Here is a 17,407-nt window from a genome sequence, read left to right as displayed (position 1 = left end):
GCGCCGGGTCACGCCGCTGCCGGGCGTGACGGCTCGGCGGATCGCTGCTGCAGCCAGTCCTGCAGCGCGTCGGCGGGCATCGGGCGCGCGTACAAAAAGCCTTGGCAGTGGTCGCAATCCAAATCGAGCAGCGCCTGCACCTGCTCGGGCCGCTCCACGCCCTCGGCCACGGTTTCCATCGACAGGGCATGACCCATTTGCACGATGGCGGCCACGATCGCCGCATCGGTCGGGTTTTCTGGCACCGCTGTGATGAAGCTGCGGTCGATCTTGAGCCGGTGCAGCGGAAAGCGTCGCAAATACACCAAGCTGGAGAAACCGGTGCCGAAGTCGTCCAGTGCCAGGGTCACCCCCAGGTCGGCGAGCGCCTGCAGCTTGGCCAGCGCCTCGTCGGTGTCACGGATCAGGATCGACTCGGTCAGTTCCAACTCCAGCCACTGCGGTGGCAAGCCGTGCCGCTGCAGCGCATCGGCCACGTCCTGTACGAAGTCGGCCTGCTGAAACTGCAACGCCGACACGTTGACGGCCACTTGCAGTGGGCGGCCTTGTGCCGCCCATTGGGCGGCCTGCGCGATGGCGCTGTCCAGCACCCATTGCCCCAGCAAGGCGATCAGCCCCGTTTCCTCGGCGACGGCGATGAAGGTGCCCGGCATCACCAACCCCTCGCCCGGGCGCTGCCAGCGCAGCAGGGCCTCGCAGCCCGTGGCCCGGCCGGTGCGCAGCTCTACCCGGGGCTGGTAGTGCAGCATAAACTCGCCGCGTTCCAGGCCCTGCCGCATCGCGTGGTCCATCTGGATGCGTGCGAGCAGGTCGGCATTCATGTCGGCTTGGTAGAAGCGATAGTGCCCTTTGCCGCGCTCCTTGACCTGGTACATCGCGGTGTCGGCGTGCTGGATCAGCTCATCCAGGGTCGCGCCATCGTCGGGATACATCGCGATGCCGATGCTGCACGAGAGTGTGAACTGCATTTCCTCGATCGAGACCGGCTGCTCGATCGCCTCGATGATGCGTCGTGCGGTGATCTCCGCGGCACGGCGGTCGGCGTCGTGCAGGTGGATGACGAACTCGTCGCCACCCAGGCGCGCCAGCGTGTCGGTCTGGCGCAGACAGCGCTGCAGGCGCGCGGCCACCTCGACCAACACGCGGTCACCAAACAGGTGCCCGAGCGAGTCGTTGATGCTCTTGAAGCGGTCCAAATCGAGGAACAGCAGCGCAAAGCCGCGGCCATGGCGCTGTGCCAGCCGCACGGCGTGCCCGACGCGCTCACCCAACATCAGGCGGTTGGGCAGGCCCGTCAGCGGGTCGGTGTAGGCCAGTTGTTCGATGCGGCGTTGGGCCTCGAGTTTTTCCGACAAATCCTTGGCAAACAACACCGTGTGCAAGGGCTGGCCTTGGCCGTCGCGCAGCAGCACCCACGACGCCAGCAACGCCACGCCGGGTGCCTCACGCCGGCGCAGCCAAAGCTCGCCTTCCCAATAGCCCTTGGCTTGCAGCGCGGTGTCTACCTCCTGCAGCCAGTCCGGCCGCCCAGGGGCGTATAGCAGGGCCTCCACCGAATCGCCCTGTGGGTCTGCCGCATCCAGCCCCGCCAGCCGCAGGGCGGCGGGATTGCAGGCGACGATGCGGTGCCGCGGGTCGGTCAGGACGATCGGGTCGAGGCTGGCTTCGAACAGCTTGGCCGCCAAGCGCAGTTTGGCGTCGGTGGCGGCGCGTTCGGTCACGTCGCGGTGGGTGTAGACGCGCCCGATCGGGCGGCCGCGCGCCAGTTGCGGGCGTGAGGCCCGCTCGAGGATGCGGCCGTTGCGCAGCACGATGACATCGTGCGCCTCGAGCAGCGGGGCGCGTTGCAGCTCGCCGAGCCGGCTCTGAAAACCCGTCGGATCGGACACGCTGCTGGCCAGATGGGCCCAGATCGCGGCGTCGTCCTGGTGTGTGAGCAGCTCGTCCGGCAGCCCCCACAGTGCGGCAAACGGGCGGTTGAACGCGCGGATGTGGCCTTGCAGGTCGCACACCAGAATGCCGTCCGAGGTGGACTCCAGCGCCGCGCGCAGCTCGGTCAGCAATGCTTCGAGCTGCTGACAGGTTTGCTGCCATTCACGGCAGTCCTGCATCGCCACCAGCACCACCGTCTCGCCGCCGTCGGGCGTCACGGGGGTGATGCGCCGCTGCACGCGCACCAGCGAGCCGTCGGCCCGGCGCACCGTGGCTTCGGACTCTAGCGTCTGCACGATGCCGGCCTGCCACTCCTGCCAGTACACATGGTCCTGCGGGTCGGCGATCCAGTCCTGCACCGGGCTGCCCAGCAGCGTCTCGCGCGGCACGCCCAGCAGCCGCGCGGCCGACGCGTTGACCGTCAGCACGCGCAGCGTGCGCGGGTCGATCACCCATACCGCCTCCAGCAGCCCCTCGATGATCGGTGCCCAGTGCACATAACTCATGCCGCGGCCTCCCGGGCCTCGCCCTCGGGTCGAAGCGCGCGCTCGAAAAAATAGCAGTACCGGGGTCGCGGCTCCAAATAGTCGAGCGCGGCGCGCGGCAGCTGATCAGGGCGCAGACTGCGTTGGATGGATAGGTCTGGCGTGTCTTGCAGGTCGAGCAGCAGCGCTTCGCTGCGTGGCGTGCGTGGATCGTGCACCAGCACGCGCGGCTTGAGCGGGCGAGCCGCGTTGACCGCCTGCACTTGCGCAAAGCGCCCGTCGCTGAGTTGCACGATCGAGCCTGGCGGATAAACGCCGACCATGCGGATGAAGGCGCTCAAGGTCTTGGCATCGAAGCGCGACTTGTGCATGGCAAACAGCCGTGACAGTGCCTCGTGCGGCGTCAGGGCCCGCGCCGGGTTGAGGGGGTTGCACATCCCGTCGTAGCGGTTGATGAGCGCCAGAACGTGGGCCGCAGGGGACATCTCCGCACCGCTGCATCCCCGGGGAAAGCCGCTGCCGTCGGCCGCCTCGTGGTGCTGCGCGATCGCCTGCACCACGGCAGGCGCCAAGGCCATCGCCTGCGCCAGCGTCACGCCGTGCTCGACGTGCTCCTGGTACACCTTGAGCTGCGTCGCGGTGAAGGCATCGTCTTTGTAGCGCACCAAGTCGGGCAGGCGCACCTTGCCGATGTCGTGCACGAACGCTGCCAGGCCCAGCGCCGTCTGTTCGTCGGCGCTCAGCCCCATCGCGCGGCCGAGCAGCAGCGCCAGCACCGTTACGTTCATCGCGTGCTGCGCGCCGCGGTCACCCTGCACATCGCCCAGCAGACGGATGGCCGACTCGCCCTGGCCGTCGATGTCGGCCAGCAGCGACCCGACCAGCGTGTGCGCCTCGGCCGCAGCGGCCCGGGGATCGCGCTCCACCGCCTCTTGCAGCGCCCGATAGCGCCGTGCCCCTTCGTGATATTGGCGCTCGCAGCGCTGCAGCGACCGGCGTTGCTCGGCCAGCGCCTGGGCGCGCGGGTCGGAGGGCGTACGAGGGGTGGAGGCCTCGGCCGCTGGGGTATCCGCGCGGCGCCGATCCGCGCCGGGCGGCGCGGGCGCTTCCAGTGCCTCCAGGTCGCTGCGCGCGGGGTCGATGCGCACCCGGGTCAGGCCCAGCGCCTGGATGGTCTCGATCTGCCGCTGCGACGTCAGCCGAAACTGGTTGCGCGGAAACGGATGCTCCATCCAGCCGAGGTCGAGCAGGACGTAGTGCCCGACCCGCAGATCCGCTACGGGGATCAGGGGTAGCGACGCGTCAGGCATCCTGGGGTCCTCGGGTCAACATGAAGGGATTATCGCAACGAAACCCCGATTCGAGTGCTTTTTGCGGCTTGCGGCACTGTCGGTCGTACTACAGTATGGGTTGGATGCCACTCTATGTACGTTCCATTGCCGATCGATGACATCACCCTGGGCGAGCCGCTGCCGGTCGACGTCTGGGATGGCCACGGCCAGCTGCTGCTGCGCAAGGGGCAGCCGGTTCGCGATGAGCGCCATCGCGAATGGTTACGCCTGCACAACGCACAGGTCAAAAGTGACGAGTTTCGCGACTGGACCTACCGCTATACCGCGGCCATCGACCGCGCGCTGCGTGGCGAGCAGCCGCTGGAGGACATCGCGGCCGTCGCGCGGCCCATGGGCGTGGCGGAGGCGCCCGCGCCCGATCCCGAGCAGCGGCCGATCGAGGAGCACTGGGCCGACGTGCACGAGCAGCTCACCCTGCTGCTGCACCAGGGGCAGGCGGTCCATGACTTTGGCGACCGCTTCTTGCGCATCGAACAGCGCGTGCTGGCGCTGACGCGCTTGCGCATCGACGACAGCCTGTTCGTGCTGGTGCAGATGTTGATGGACCGCCGCCAGGGCTACAGTGCCAGCCATGCCTTGCTGTGTGGTCTGGTGGTGCGGCTGGTGGGGCAGACGTTGGGCTGGGCGGCGCCGCGTCTGCAGGCGCTGCAGCGCGCCGCCATGACCATGAACGTCGGCATGGCGCGGCTGCACGACGATCTGGCGCGGCAGGACACCCCGCTGACGCGCGATCAGCGGCGCGTCGTCTTCGACCATCCGGTGCGTGGCGAGGCGCTGCTGCGCGCCGTGGGCGTGCGCGACGAGGCCTGGCTGGAGCTGGTGCGCGACCACCACGAGCAGCTGGGTGGCGCAGGGTACCCGCTGGGCCGGGTCGTCGTCAGCGACGATGCCCAACTGCTGCGCATGGCCGATGTGTTCGTCGCGCGCATCAGCCCGCGTCTGAGCCGTGCCGGGCTGCCGGCCCCGCGTGCCGTGCGCGACGTCTACCTGGATGCCAGCGGCATGCCCACGCCGCTCGGGTCGGCGTTCGTCAAGGCGCTGGGCCTGTACCTGCCCGGCACGTATGTCGAGCTGGCCAGCGGCGAGATCGCCGTCGTGGCGCGCCGCGGGCGGCGCGCCAACGTGCCACTGGTGTTTGCCCTGACCACGCGCGACGGCTTGCCGCGCGGCGAGCCGCCGCTGCGCGATACCGCCGACCCGGCCTATGCCGTGCGGCGGGCGGTCGAAGCCGATGCGGTCAAAATCCGAATTCAGCCGTCGCGGTTGTTGGTGAGGATTTGAGGAAGGGAGCGTCTTTGTCGAGGTGCTCTGGGCAGCTCGGCTACCCCGCGGGAGATCGCGATGCGCGCGGGCGATTCCTGGTCGGGGTGAGAGGATTCGAACCTCCGGCCTCTACGTCCCGAACGTAGCGCTCTACCAGGCTAAGCTACACCCCGATGTGCTCCAGCGCTGCCCTCAAGAGCGGCGCTGCAATAGCTGAGCCGCTAATTGTAGCAGAGCTTGCCGGTGCAATTCCTGCGCGGCGCTGCCCGCAGGCAGCGCCGCGGCCGCGTCGATGGCCCGCTGCGCCTCGGCGGCGGCATGGGCGCGCGCCTCGTCCAGGCCGCCGCTGCGCCGTACGATGGAAAAAATGTCGTCGAGCCGCTCCGCGTCGCCGGCTTCGATTGCCTGGCGGATCAGGGTCGCTTCGTCCGGGGTGCAGCGGCGCAGCGTGCAAATCAGGGGCAACGTCACCTTGCCTTCGCGCAGGTCGTCGCCCAGGTTTTTGCCCAACTCGGCGGCGTCGCCCTCGTAATCCAGCACGTCATCGACGATCTGGAACGCCGCCCCCAGCGCTTGGCCGACGGTGGCGCAACGTTCCTCCGTCTCGGCATCGGCGCCCGCCAATATCGCGGCCAGGCGTGCGCTCGCTTCGAACAGCTTTGCTGTCTTGGCGCGGATGACGCGCAGGTACGCCGCCTCGTCCAGGTGCGCGTCGTGCATGTTCATCAGCTGCAGCACCTCTCCTTCGGCGATCACGTTGGTGGCATCGGCCAGCACGCGCATGATGCGCATGTCGCCGCAATCCACCATCATCTGAAAGGCGCGCGAGTACAAAAAGTCGCCCACCAGCACGCTGGCCGCGTTGCCGAACACTTGGTTGGCGGTATCGCGTCCGCGGCGCAGGGTGGACTCGTCCACCACGTCGTCGTGCAGCAGCGTGGCGGTGTGGATGAACTCGACGACCGCCGCCAGCGTGTGGCGGCGCGGGTCGTGGCAGCCCAGCGCGCCGCACAGCAGCAACAGCAGCGCGGGCCGCACCCGCTTGCCCCCGGCACCGATGATGTAGTGCGCCACCTGACCCACCAACGGTACCTCGCTGCCCAGGCGCTGCTGGATGACGGCATCCACCGCCTGCATGTCGGCGGCGACCAGGGACAGCGCGTGCGCGGGGGAGGAGGGCGGGGTGGCGTTCAAGATGGGGCGTGACGTCCGGGTACCCGGGGCGGCCGGGCGCCGATCAACCCGGCAATTATAGGAAGGCCACACGGCCGGCCCCGACCGCCTATAATGGGGTCGTTCTTCGAGGAGCGTTGCAGCGTTGGCCTCACCGCCAGCGCGAGGCTCGGGGGACGCGGCCGCGCCCGTGCTGGGATGGCGGCTCTCTGGCACAACGACGCTCACCCACCGACGTGGCGTGAGCAACCGTGTGCGCCACGGCGGTGGATGACCATCGAAGGAGTCATCCCATGAACGCACCGCTGAAACAGACCCTCCCCACCGATTGTGTGATCGCCGACATCGGCCTGGCCGATTGGGGCCGCAAGGAAATCCGCATCGCGGAAACCGAAATGCCCGGCCTGATGGCGATCCGCGAGGAATACGCCCCCAGCCATCCGCTCAAAGGCGCGCGCATCGCGGGCAGCCTGCACATGACCATCCAGACCGCCGTGCTGATCGAGACGCTGCAGGCGCTGGGAGCGCAGGTGCGCTGGGCCTCGTGCAACATCTTTTCCACGCAGGACCACGCGGCCGCGGCCATTGCCGCCGCAGGTACGCCGGTGTTCGCCTTCAAAGGCGAGACCTTGGAGCAGTACTGGGACTACACGCACCGCATCTTCGAGTTCGGGCCCGCGGGTGCGCCGGATGAGGGCCCGAACATGATCCTGGACGACGGCGGCGACGCCACGCTGCTGATGCACCTGGGCAAGCGTGCGGAAAAAGACCCGTCCGTCCTCGACCGTCCGACCAGCGACGAAGAGCGCGTGCTGTTTGCCGCCATCCGCCAGCGCCTGGCGCAAGATCCCACCTGGTACAGCCGCAAGAGCGCGCAGATCATCGGCGTGACCGAGGAGACCACCACCGGCGTCAAGCGCCTGCAGCAGATGGCTGCGCGCGGTGAGCTGATGTTTCGCGCCATCAACGTCAACGACTCGGTCACCAAGAGCAAGTTCGACAACCTCTACGGCTGCCGGGAATCGTTGGTGGACGGCATCAAGCGCGCCACCGACGTGATGATCGCCGGCAAGATCGCCGTCGTGTGCGGCTATGGTGACGTGGGCAAGGGCTCGGCGCAGGCGCTGCGCGCGCTCTCGGCCCAGGTGTGGGTGACCGAGATCGATCCCATCTGTGCGCTGCAAGCCGCCATGGAGGGCTACAAGGTCGTCACCATGGACGAGGCGTGCGACAAGGCCGATATCTTCGTCACCGCCACCGGCAACAAGCACGTCATCACCTACGAGCACATGGGGCGCATGAAGGACCAGGCCATCGTGTGCAACATCGGGCACTTCGACAACGAGATCGACGTCGCCTCGCTCGAGGCACGCTGCCGCTGGGAGGAGATCAAGCCCCAGGTCGATCACGTCATCTTCGAAGACGGCAAGCGCATCATCCTGCTGGCAAAGGGGCGCTTGGTCAACCTGGGTTGCGCCACCGGCCACCCCAGCTACGTGATGAGCAGCTCGTTTGCCAACCAGACCATCGCGCAGATCGAGCTCTTCACCCACCGCGACTATTACGAAGTGGGCAAGGTCTACGTGCTACCCAAGCACCTGGACGAGAAGGTGGCGCGACTGCAGCTGAAAAAACTCGGCGCCCGCCTCACCGAACTGACCGATGAGCAGGCCGCCTACATCGGCGTGCCCAAGGAGGGGCCGTACAAGCCCGACAGCTACCGCTATTGATCCGTCCCGCCGTGCGCGCCGACCAACAGCTGGTGCAGCAGGCGCTGGCGCCGTCACGCTCGGCGGCGCAGCGCCTGATCGCGCGCGGGGCCGTGCGCTGGCGCGCGCACGTGGGCGCGCCCTGGCAGCCGGTGCGCAAAGGGGGTGACGAGCTGCCTGCGCAGGCCGAGCTGGCGCTGCTGGACGACGCGGAGCTGCGCTACGTCTCGCGCGGTGGGCTCAAGCTCGAGGCGGCGCTGGCGCGCACCCGGCTGGACGTGCGCGGCTGGCGCTGCTTGGACGTCGGCCAGAGCACGGGCGGCTTTACCGACTGCCTGCTGCAGCACGGCGCCGCGGCCGTGGTGGGGGTCGACGTGGGGCACGGCCAGTTGCACCCCCGCCTGCGTGCCGACCCGCGGGTGCGGGTGCTGGAGCGCTGCAACGCGCGCGACCTCACCGCCGAGGCACTGCGGGATGCCGCGGGTCCAGCGGCCGCCCCGCCGTTCGACTTGATCGTCGGCGACCTGTCCTTCATCTCGCAGACCCTGGTGTGGCCGGCATTGGTGCCGCTGCTGGCCGCGCACGGGCAGATGCTGATGTTGGTCAAGCCGCAGTTCGAGCTGCAGCCCGCCGATATCGGCAAGGGTGGCTTGGTCAAGGATCCGTCCGCCTACGCGCGGGTGCAGGCACGCATCGCGCAAGCGGCGCAGGCGCTGGGTCTGCAGTTGCGCGACTACTTTGATAGCCCCATCGAGGGCGGCGATGGCAACCGGGAGTTTTTGGTATGGCTTTGCCGTTGAGTTTCGAGTTTTTTCCACCCAAGACGCCCGAAGGGGCGCAAAAGCTGCGTGCGGTGCGCCAGCAGCTGTATGCGGCGCGCCCCGAGTTTTGTTCCGTCACCTATGGTGCGGGCGGCTCCACGCAAGAGGGCACCATCGCCACGGTGGCCGACATCCTGGCCGAAGGGGTACCGGCAGCGGCGCACTTTTCGTGTGTCGGGGCGACGCGCGCGCGGGTGCGCGAGCAGCTCGCGCAGCTGCAGGCCATGGGCGTGCGCCGCCTGGTGGCGTTGCGCGGCGACCTGCCCAGCGGCTACGGCCTGGGCGGCGAATTTAGCTACGCCAGCGATCTGGTGGCCTTCATCCGCGCCGAGTTTGGGTCTGCCTTCCACATCGAGGTGGCGGCCTACCCCGAGATGCATCCGCAGGCGCGCTCGCCCCAGGCGGATCTGCAGGCCTTCGCCACCAAGGTGCGTGCGGGGGCCGACTCGGCCATCACGCAATATTTTTTCAACACCGACGCCTACTTCCGCTTCGTCGACGACGCCTACGCGCTGGGGGTGGACATTCCCATCGTGCCCGGTATCATGCCCATCACCAATGCGTCGCAGCTGCTGCGCTTCTCCGACGCTTGCGGCGCCGAAGTTCCGCGCTGGATCCGGCTGCGCCTGCAGGGGTATGGCGACGACACGGCGTCCATCCGCGCCTTCGGGCTGGATGTCGTCACCGACTTGTGCGACCAGTTGCGTACCGCGGGCGTGCCGGGGCTGCACTTCTATACCATGAACCAGGCGGACGCGACGCTCACCATTCTGCAGCGGTTGGGCTTGTTGCCCGCCGCGCACTGACCCCCTTACCCTAACCCGCCACGACAGCAAGGAGACCCCATGCGTTTCGAAACCCAGGCCGTGCATGCCGGCTACCGCCCCGACCCGACCACGAAAGCGGTCGTCCCGCCCATCTACCAGACCGTGGCCTACGCGTTCGACAGCGCGCAGCACGGCGCCGATCTGTTCGACTTGAAGGTGCCGGGCAACATCTACACCCGCATCATGAACCCGACGCAGGCGGTGCTGGAGGAGCGCCTGGCAGCGCTGGAGGGGGGTATCGGCGCGCTGGCGCTGGCCTCGGGCCAGGCAGCGATCACCTACGCCATCCAAACCATCACCGAGGCGGGCGACAACATCGTCTCGGCCAGTGCGCTCTATGGCGGCACGTACAACCTATTTGCGCACACCCTGCCGCAGGTCGGCATCGAGGTGCGGTTTGCGGACAGCGACCGGCCCGAGACGTTCGAGTCGTTGATCGATGCGCGCACCAAAGCGCTTTACTGCGAATCGATGGGCAACCCGCGCGGCAACGTCACCGACATCGCGGCGCTGGCGGCCATCGCGCACCGCCACGGGGTGCCCCTCATCGTCGACAACACCGTGCCCAGCCCCTACCTGTGCCGCCCGTTCGAGCACGGTGCCGACATCGTGGTGCACTCGCTGACCAAATACCTGGGCGGCCACGGCAACAGCGTGGGCGGCGCCATCGTCGATTCGGGCAAATTCCCGTGGGCCGAGCACCGGGCGCGCTTTCGGCGCCTGAATGAACCCGATGTCAGCTACCACGGTGTCGTCTACACCGAGGCGCTGGGACCGGCGGCCTACATCGGGCGCGCGCGTGTGGTGCCGCTGCGCAACATGGGTGCGGCCATCTCGCCGTTCAACGCATTTTTGATCCTGCAGGGCATCGAGACGCTGCCGCTACGCATGGACCGCATCTGCGACAACACGCTGGCAGTGGCGCAATACCTGAAACAACACCCCAAGGTGCGCTGGGTGCGCTACGCCGGCTTGCCCGACGACCCGTACCACGCGCTGGCGCAGCGTTATTTGGGCGGGCGTGCCTCGGGGTTGCTCACGTTCGGCATCGAGGGTGGGCGCACCGCAGGCGAGCGTTTCTTGGATGCGCTGCAGCTGTTCACTCGCTTGGTCAATATCGGCGACGTGCGCTCGCTGGCCACGCACCCGGCGTCCACCACGCACCGCCAGCTTTCGCCAGAAGAGCTGGCCCAAGCGGGCGTGACCGAGGACACCGTGCGCCTGTGCGTGGGCATCGAGCACATCGACGACCTGCGCGCCGATCTGGCGCAGGCGCTGGCCGCGGCTTGACCGTGGCGCGGCGCGTGCGCCTGGGCAGTCCGGCACGCCCCGCGTCAACCCTCGGCCGCCTCGACCGTCCAGGCCGCGCCGCGCCCCTGCCGCAGCGCAGAAAGTACCCAAGGCAGCGCCTCGCGCAGCTGCGGGGCCAACGTGTACGGCGGGTTGATGACGAAAACGCCGCTGGCGCGCAGACCCCCCACGGGCCGGCCACGCGCAGCCTGCGCCTTGGCCTGCGCATCGGGCTGGGCGCCGATGTTGAGCTCGGCTTGCAACCACGGTCGCTGGGCGCGCTGCGCCAAGGCGCGCAGCCGGCGCGGCAGCGCGTGCGCCTCGGGCCGTCCTATCACGGGATACCACACCAGATAGCACCCTTGGGCGAAGCGGCGCAGTGCCTCGGCCGCGGTGGCGAACACGTGCCCGTAGTCCGACTTGAGCTCGTAGCTGGGGTCGATCAGCACCAGCGCCCGGCGCGACGGCGGCGGCAGCAGTCGCCGCAGACCCTCGAAGCCGTTGTCGCGCCGTAGCTCGATGGCGGGGTGCGGCTCGCGCGCGCGCCACTGCTGCACGGTCCGATCCAGCAGCCGCCCGTCGGTGGGGTGCCACTCGAACAGCTGCAGCCGGTCCTGCGGGCGCAACAGTGCCTGCATCAGGGCGGGTGAGCCTGGGTAGTGCTGCAGCAACCCGTGGGGATTGGCGGCCTGTATCTGTTGCCAATAGTCTTGTACGGCGGGTGGCAACGCGTCGCCGCGGGCGTGCGCCGCCATGGCCGCGTCCCACACCGCGGCGATACCCTGCGCCGCCTCGCCGGAGGTGCGCGCGTGCTCGTGGTCCAGCCGGTACTGCCCCGCCCCGGCGTGCGTGTCTACCAGCAGCAGCCCCCCTTCCTTGCCCTGCAAGTGGCGCAGGGCGGCCAGCAGGGCGATGTGCTTGAGAACGTCGGCATGATTGCCGGCATGAAATGCGTGGCGGTAACTGAACATGCGGCGATGGTAGCCGAGGTAGGCTTTGCGGCCTAGTCGCTGATTGCGATACAATGTTGGGCTTCGCAGCGATACGGCTGGGCCCCGCGGCGAAACGTTCCACCCCACCTAAGAGGCTGCCAGCAGAGCAGCGCCGACCGTGGAAAAGGGTCTGCCCAAACCACAGGAAACTGACATGACCAAAACCTTCAGCGCCAAACCCGCTGAGGTGGTGCATGAGTGGTTTGTGATTGACGCCACCGACAAGGTGCTCGGACGTGTCGCCAGCGAAGTGGCACGCCGACTGCGCGGCAAGCACAAGGCCATCTACACCCCTCACGTCGACACGGGCGACTTCATCATCGTCGTCAACGCCGACAAGATCAAGGTCACGGGCAACAAGGCCCTCGACAAGATCTACTACCGCCACACCGGCTACCCCGGCGGCATCCGCTCGATCAACTTCCGCGACATGCAGGCCAAGCACCCGGGCCGCGCGCTCGAGAAGGCCGTCAAGGGCATGCTGCCCAAGGGGCCGCTGGGCTACGCCATGATCAAGAAGCTCAAGGTCTACGCCGGCCCCGAGCATCCGCACAGCGCGCAGCAGCCCAAGGCGTTGGAAATCTAAGGAGCGGCCATGATTGGTGAATGGAACAATGGCACGGGCCGTCGCAAGTCCAGCGTCGCGCGCGTGTTCCTCAAGAAGGGCTCCGGCAAGATCACGATCAACGGACGCGACATCCAGGACTATTTCGGTCGCGAAACCTCGATCATGATCGCCAAGCAGCCGCTGGTGCTGACCAACCACCTCGAGACGTTTGACATCCAGGTCAACGTGCACGGCGGCGGTGAGTCGGGCCAGGCCGGTGCGGTGCGCCACGGCATCACCCGAGCGCTGATCGACTACGACGCTAGCCTCAAGCCCGCGCTGAGCGCGGCCGGCTACGTCACCCGCGATGCGCGCGAAGTCGAGCGCAAGAAGGTGGGTCTGCGCAAGGCCCGCCGCGCCAAGCAGTTCAGCAAGCGCTGATTTGCACGGTCTTGCAGGAAAACCGCCCTTCGCTTCGTCGGGGGCGGTTTTTTGTTGGCGGGCGAAGCGCCGCGCCGCGCGCCACAAGGCACTGGCCCCGTCATGGCTTTTGTGTGGAACGGATTTGGGGTCTGCCGTGCTCCTTTGCTATCCTTCAAGTATCTTGTCATCATCAGGAACGCCACCATGTCCGCTGTCGCCGAAACCCCGTCCACCACTGAAACCGAGATGCCCGCGCCGTTGGTGTTCACCGATGCCGCCGCGGCCAAGGTTGCCGACCTGATCGCCGAGGAGGGCAATCCGGACCTCAAGCTGCGCGTCTTCGTGCAAGGTGGCGGTTGCTCGGGCTTCCAGTACGGCTTTACCTTCGACGAGGTGGTCAACGAAGACGACACGGTGATGACCAAAAATGGTGTCACGCTGCTGATCGATGCGATGAGCTACCAGTACCTGGTCGGCGCCGAGATCGACTACAAAGAAGATCTGCAGGGGGCGCAGTTCGTCATCCGCAACCCCAACGCCACCACCACCTGTGGCTGCGGCTCGAGCTTCAGCGTCGGCTGAAGCGTCGGCTCAAGGGGCGTAGAGCGCGCCCAGCACGCGCTCGCCCCGTGCCCCCGTGACGGCGGAAAGGTTGCCGCTGCGGCCCAACAGGCGCTGGCGTGCCAGCCAAGCAAAGGCGGCCGCTTCCACCCACTGCACGGGCCAACCCAGGCGGGCCGTCGTGTCGATGGTGACCGCGGGCAGGCGCTGCGACAGCGCGGCCATGATGGCTTGGTTGCGCGCGCCGCCCCCACAGACGAGCACCTGCCGCGGGGCCAGGGTTGGTTCGTTTCCCCAATCCAAGGTTTCCAGCGCGCGGGCGATGCCTTCGACCGTCAACGCCACCAACGTGGCCTGCACATCCACGGGTGCCACGCCCGGGTGCCGCGTCAGGATGGCGTCGAGCCAGCCCAGGTGGAAGTGATCGCGTCCGGTGCTGCGCACACCGGTGCGGGAAAAATAGGGGTCGGCCAGCAGATCGGCGAGCAGCGCCGGCAGCACGCGCCCCTGCCGCGCCCAGGCGCCGTCAGCGTCGTAGCGCGCCCCGGTATGGCGCTCGCACCAGCCGTCGAGCAAGACGTTGCCCGGCCCGCTGTCGCAGCCTAGCACGCCACCGTCGGCGCGCAGGGCAGTTAGATTGGCGATGCCGCCGATGTTGACCACGGCGACCCCCTCCCCCGCGCGCCCAAAGGCCGCGCGGTGAAAGGCGGGCACGAGGGGAGCACCTTGGCCCCCGGCCGCGATGTCGCGGCTGCGAAAGTCCGCCACGACGGCGATGCCGGTCGCTTCGGCCAGACGGGCCGGGGCTAGCAGTTGCAGGGTATAAGGGGCTTCGTCCTCGCCCAGCCCGGGATGTCCAGGCGGCAGGTGGCGCACGGTTTGCCCGTGCGCACCGATGGCCGCCACCTGCGTCGGCGCCATGTCGGCCGCGGTCAACAGCCGCTCGACGACGTCGGCATAGACCGTGGTGAGTTGGGCCGCGGCCTGGGCCGCGCGGTGTAGCTCGTCAGGCCCCGGGTGTTGCAGGGCCAGCAGCGCGGCGCGCAAAGCGTCGGTCAGGGGCACACTGGCGTCGGCGACGACGCGTCCCGTGCCACTGTCGCCTTCCGGGCCGAAATCCACCAAGACACCATCGACGCCGTCCAGCGAAGTGCCGGACATCAGCCCGATGCAGTGCATGGCCCGTTGCGCGATCGGGGGGTTATTCCGCGCTGGCCTGCACCACCGTGGCCGCCGCCGCGAGCTGTTCGCGCATGGTCGCAGCGACGCGCTCGAACGCGGACCGCCAGCGTGCCTCCAGGGGTTCGCCGCCACTGTTGTCACGCGCGATCGTCAACGGGTCGCGGTGCGCGCCAGCGACGATGTATTCGAAGTGCAGGTGCGGCCCGGTGGCGGTGCCGGTGGCGCCCACGGCGCCGATGGTCTGCCCCTGTTCCACGCGTTGGCCCTTGCGCACCTCGATGCGGCTCAGGTGCGCGTAGATCGTTTTGCGGTCCTGCTTGTGCTGCAGGATGACGACATTGCCGTAGCCGCGCTGCCAGCCCGCGAATTCGACCACCGCATCGGCCACGCTGCGCACCGGTGTGCCCGTGGGCGCGGCGTAGTCCACGCCCAAGTGTGCACGCCGATCGCCATAGACGGGGTGAAAGCGCATGCCGTAGCCGCTGCTGACGCGCGAAAAAGCCAGCGGCGAGGCAAGGAAGGCGCGCTGCAGGCTCTCGCCCTGGAAGTTGTAGTAGCCCCCCTTGGCACCACCCGGCGGCTGGAACCACACGAGTTGGTGGCGCCGACCCGCGTTGACAAACTCGGCGCCCAGCAGGCGGCCGTAGCGCAGCACCTCGCCGTCGGCGGACAGCGCTTCGTAGACGACGTGGAAGGTGTCGCCCGCGCGCAGGTCGCGCCGGAAATCGATCTCGCCGCCGAACAGATCGGCCAGCTGCGAGGCGACGCTGTCGGGCAGGCGGGCCGCGTCGGTGGCGGCAAACAGCGAGGTGCGGATGGTACCGCTGGCCAGGTGGACGGAGGCGACGAGCGGTGCGGACTCCAGGCGTGCGCGCCACACGCCGCCGTCGCGCTGTACCGTCAGGCGCTGGAAGGTGGGACTGTCGTCGCGCGGCAGCCAGCGCGCGGTCAGGCGCAGCAGCCGCCCATCATCGTCGACCTCGGCGCTGACCAACTTGCCGGGCCGTCCGCGCCACAGCGGGGCCGCGTCAGGGTGGCGGCGCAAAAACTCCGCGGCTTGGGCGTCGCTGACGCCCAGCCGCTGCAGCAACGTGGCCAGCGTGTCGTCGCGGCGCGTGGTGTCGGTGCGGTAGAGGATGAAAGGGGCGGTCGGGGTCTCGGTGTCTGCGGGGGTGAAGGCGACGGGCACCGCCTCGACGAGCTCGCGCTGTGGCAGCCGGTCGAGGGCGGCGTCCAGCGGGTCGGTACCGAAGGCGGTGATGCCCGTGCCCAAGAGCAGAACACCCAGGGCTGCCACGACACGCCGCGGATGCCGCTGCAGCCGGCGCTGCCAGAGTTGCAGCCGTTCTTGCAATCGTTCGATCATGCCGTATCCAGTGAGGGGGTGGGCCGCGCGAGACGACACTCACCCGGACCTCGAGCCTGCTTGGCAGGCCCGCAGGGCGCGCATGGAGGGTTGGATCCGCCGTCTACAATCGGGACCGCGGCTGGCGCTCGAGGCTACCGAGCTGCGCCGAATCGCAATCTGCGGCGGGCGAATGGGCGGAGTATACCGGCTCTTCCACCGCCGTCATCTGTGTAAACCCGAATGAATATTTCCACAGTATCCACCGACGCGGCGACCGAAGAGGCCTTGCAGGGCGCCTCGGATGCGGTGCGCGCGGCGCTGGCCATCACCCTGCGTGGCTGCGATGAGCTGCTACCGGTGGTCGATTGGGTGCGCAAGCTGCGTCGCAGCGAAGCGACGGGACAGCCGCTGCGCATCAAACTGGGGCTGGACCCCACGGCCCCCGACATCCACCTGGGGCACACGGTGGTGCTCAACAAGCTGCGCCAGTTGCAGGACTTGGGGCATCAGGTCATTTTCCTCATCGGGGATTTCACCTCGCTCATCGGTGATCCGTCCGGGCGCAACAGCACGCGCCCGCCGCTGACGCCCGAGCAGATCCAGGCCAACGCCGACACCTACTACCGCCAGGCCAGCCTGGTGCTGGATCCCGCGCGCACCGAGATCCGCTACAACAGCGAGTGGAGCGACGCGCTGGGCGCGCGCGGCATGATCCAGCTCGCCGCCAAATACACGGTGGCGCGCATGATGGAGCGTGACGACTTCACCAAGCGCTTCAAGGCCGGCACGCCGATTTCGATTCACGAGTTTCTCTACCCCCTGATGCAGGGCTACGACTCGGTGGCGCTGCGCGCCGACCTGGAGCTGGGCGGCACCGACCAGAAGTTCAACCTGCTCATGGGCCGGCACCTGCAGCAAGAGTATGGGCAGGAGCCGCAGTGCATCCTGACCATGCCGCTGCTGGAGGGCTTGGACGGCGTGGACAAAATGTCCAAGTCCAAGGGCAACTACATCGGCATCACCGAGGACGCCAACACCATGTTCGCCAAGGTGATGTCGATCAGCGACGAGCTGATGTGGCGCTGGTATACGCTGCTGTCGCGGCGCTCGCTGGCCGAGATCGAGCAGCTGCAGCGCGAGGTGGTGCAAGGCCGCAACCCGAAAGAGGTCAAGGTATTGCTGGCCAAGGAGATCACCGCGCGCTTTCACAGCCCCGCCGCGGCCGAGGCGGCGCAGCAGGATTTCGAGTTGCGCGCCAGGGGCGGGGTGCCGCAGGAGATTCCCGAGGTCGCGCTCAGCGGCGCGCCGATGGGCATTGGGGTGCTGCTGAAGTCGGCGGGGCTCGCGCCCTCGACGAGCGAGGCCAACCGCCTCATCGACGGCGGCGGCGTGCGCGTGGACGGCAGTGTGATCAGTGACAAGGGGCTCAAGCTGTCGGCGGGCACCTACGTGGTGCAGGTGGGCAAGCGCAAGTTTGCCCGCGTGACGCTGGCCTGAAAACG

Annotated in this window: 15 protein-coding genes, 1 tRNA gene and 1 riboswitch; of the genes, 9 read left to right on the top strand and 7 right to left on the bottom strand. The window is 68.2% G+C overall.

Translation table 11 applies throughout. The annotated features are described in order from the left end of the window. Positions 1–8: 8 nt before the first annotated feature. Positions 9–2,438 carry an EAL domain-containing protein gene (locus tag ACPP3B_RS04090; RefSeq protein ID WP_424859812.1) on the bottom strand — a complete coding sequence of 810 codons (2,430 nt, stop codon included), beginning with the start codon at positions 2,436–2,438 and terminating at the stop codon, positions 9–11. Continuing rightward, positions 2,435–3,727 (bottom strand): HD-GYP domain-containing protein, encoded by a 1,293-nt coding sequence (locus tag ACPP3B_RS04085; RefSeq protein WP_424859811.1) that lies wholly within the window; start codon positions 3,725–3,727, stop codon positions 2,435–2,437. The genes ACPP3B_RS04090 and ACPP3B_RS04085 overlap by 4 nt, the downstream gene beginning before the upstream one ends. A 114-nt stretch (positions 3,728–3,841) precedes the next feature. Between ACPP3B_RS04085 and ACPP3B_RS04080 the strand changes: the two genes are divergently transcribed. Next, positions 3,842–5,050, top strand: a complete 1,209-nt coding sequence (locus ACPP3B_RS04080; RefSeq protein ID WP_424859810.1) for an HD-GYP domain-containing protein — start codon at positions 3,842–3,844, stop codon at positions 5,048–5,050. A gap of 78 nt (positions 5,051–5,128) precedes the next feature. On the opposite strand, the gene ACPP3B_RS04075 is transcribed toward ACPP3B_RS04080, so the two are convergent. Next, a tRNA-Pro gene (locus tag ACPP3B_RS04075) sits at positions 5,129–5,205 on the bottom strand. Between the two features lie 19 nt (positions 5,206–5,224). Next, positions 5,225–6,169, bottom strand: coding sequence for a polyprenyl synthetase family protein (locus ACPP3B_RS04070; RefSeq protein WP_299023055.1), 945 nt, complete (start codon positions 6,167–6,169; stop codon positions 5,225–5,227). Positions 6,170–6,328: 159 nt separating this feature from the next. Beyond that, positions 6,329–6,438: riboswitch (S-adenosyl-L-homocysteine riboswitch) on the top strand. A 60-nt stretch (positions 6,439–6,498) separates the two neighbouring features. On the opposite strand from ACPP3B_RS04070, the gene ahcY reads away from it, so the two are divergent. Genes ahcY through ACPP3B_RS04050 form a run of 4 tightly spaced genes read left to right on the top strand, consistent with a single transcriptional unit; the run spans position 6,499 to position 10,852 of the window. Continuing rightward, positions 6,499–7,935 carry an adenosylhomocysteinase gene (ahcY, locus tag ACPP3B_RS04065; protein ID WP_424859809.1) on the top strand — a complete coding sequence of 479 codons (1,437 nt, stop codon included), beginning with the start codon at positions 6,499–6,501 and terminating at the stop codon, positions 7,933–7,935. An 11-nt stretch (positions 7,936–7,946) separates the two neighbouring features. Beyond that, on the top strand, positions 7,947–8,714 hold the full coding sequence (locus tag ACPP3B_RS04060) for a TlyA family RNA methyltransferase (protein ID WP_424859808.1): 768 nt from the start codon (positions 7,947–7,949) through the stop codon (positions 8,712–8,714). Then, positions 8,699–9,541, top strand: coding sequence for a methylenetetrahydrofolate reductase [NAD(P)H] (gene metF, locus ACPP3B_RS04055; RefSeq protein ID WP_299023051.1), 843 nt, complete (start codon positions 8,699–8,701; stop codon positions 9,539–9,541). Before ACPP3B_RS04060 ends, metF begins: the two co-directional genes overlap by 16 nt. 39 nt (positions 9,542–9,580) lie before the next feature. Further along, on the top strand, positions 9,581–10,852 hold the full coding sequence (locus ACPP3B_RS04050) for an O-acetylhomoserine aminocarboxypropyltransferase/cysteine synthase family protein (protein WP_299023049.1): 1,272 nt from the start codon (positions 9,581–9,583) through the stop codon (positions 10,850–10,852). Between the two features lie 44 nt (positions 10,853–10,896). Here ACPP3B_RS04050 and ACPP3B_RS04045 read toward each other — a convergent pair whose 3' ends face one another. Further along, positions 10,897–11,823 (bottom strand): 23S rRNA (adenine(2030)-N(6))-methyltransferase RlmJ, encoded by a 927-nt coding sequence (locus ACPP3B_RS04045; RefSeq protein ID WP_299023047.1) that lies wholly within the window; start codon positions 11,821–11,823, stop codon positions 10,897–10,899. Between the two features lie 175 nt (positions 11,824–11,998). Here ACPP3B_RS04045 and rplM point away from each other — a divergent pair, with 175 nt between their 5' ends. The 3 genes from rplM to erpA all read left to right on the top strand — a co-directional run bounded on the left by rplM (position 11,999) and on the right by erpA (position 13,396). Then, positions 11,999–12,430 (top strand): 50S ribosomal protein L13, encoded by a 432-nt coding sequence (gene rplM, locus ACPP3B_RS04040; protein ID WP_299023046.1) that lies wholly within the window; start codon positions 11,999–12,001, stop codon positions 12,428–12,430. A gap of 9 nt (positions 12,431–12,439) precedes the next feature. Continuing rightward, positions 12,440–12,832 (top strand): 30S ribosomal protein S9, encoded by a 393-nt coding sequence (gene rpsI / locus ACPP3B_RS04035; protein ID WP_299023045.1) that lies wholly within the window; start codon positions 12,440–12,442, stop codon positions 12,830–12,832. Positions 12,833–13,018: 186 nt separating this feature from the next. After that, on the top strand, positions 13,019–13,396 hold the full coding sequence (erpA, locus tag ACPP3B_RS04030; RefSeq protein ID WP_299023044.1) for an iron-sulfur cluster insertion protein ErpA: 378 nt from the start codon (positions 13,019–13,021) through the stop codon (positions 13,394–13,396). 9 nt (positions 13,397–13,405) lie between these two features. Here the strand turns inward: erpA and ACPP3B_RS04025 are convergent, their stop codons facing one another. Next, positions 13,406–14,554, bottom strand: coding sequence for an anhydro-N-acetylmuramic acid kinase (locus ACPP3B_RS04025; RefSeq protein WP_424859807.1), 1,149 nt, complete (start codon positions 14,552–14,554; stop codon positions 13,406–13,408). 22 nt (positions 14,555–14,576) lie between these two features. Further along, positions 14,577–15,923 (bottom strand): M23 family metallopeptidase, encoded by a 1,347-nt coding sequence (locus ACPP3B_RS04020; protein WP_424859806.1) that lies wholly within the window; start codon positions 15,921–15,923, stop codon positions 14,577–14,579. Positions 15,924–16,145: 222 nt separating this feature from the next. Here ACPP3B_RS04020 and tyrS point away from each other — a divergent pair, with 222 nt between their 5' ends. Next, the gene (gene tyrS / locus ACPP3B_RS04015) at positions 16,146–17,402 is read left to right on the top strand and encodes a tyrosine--tRNA ligase (RefSeq protein ID WP_424859805.1); all 1,257 of its coding nucleotides are present in this window, start codon (positions 16,146–16,148) and stop codon (positions 17,400–17,402) included. Positions 17,403–17,407 lie beyond the last annotated feature (5 nt).

This window comes from Tepidimonas sp. HKU77, from assembly GCF_049728535.1.
GTDB lineage: Bacteria > Pseudomonadota > Gammaproteobacteria > Burkholderiales > Burkholderiaceae_C > Tepidimonas.
The sequence above is the reverse complement of the archived record's forward strand: the minus strand, read 5'-3'. Positions and strand labels throughout refer to the sequence as shown.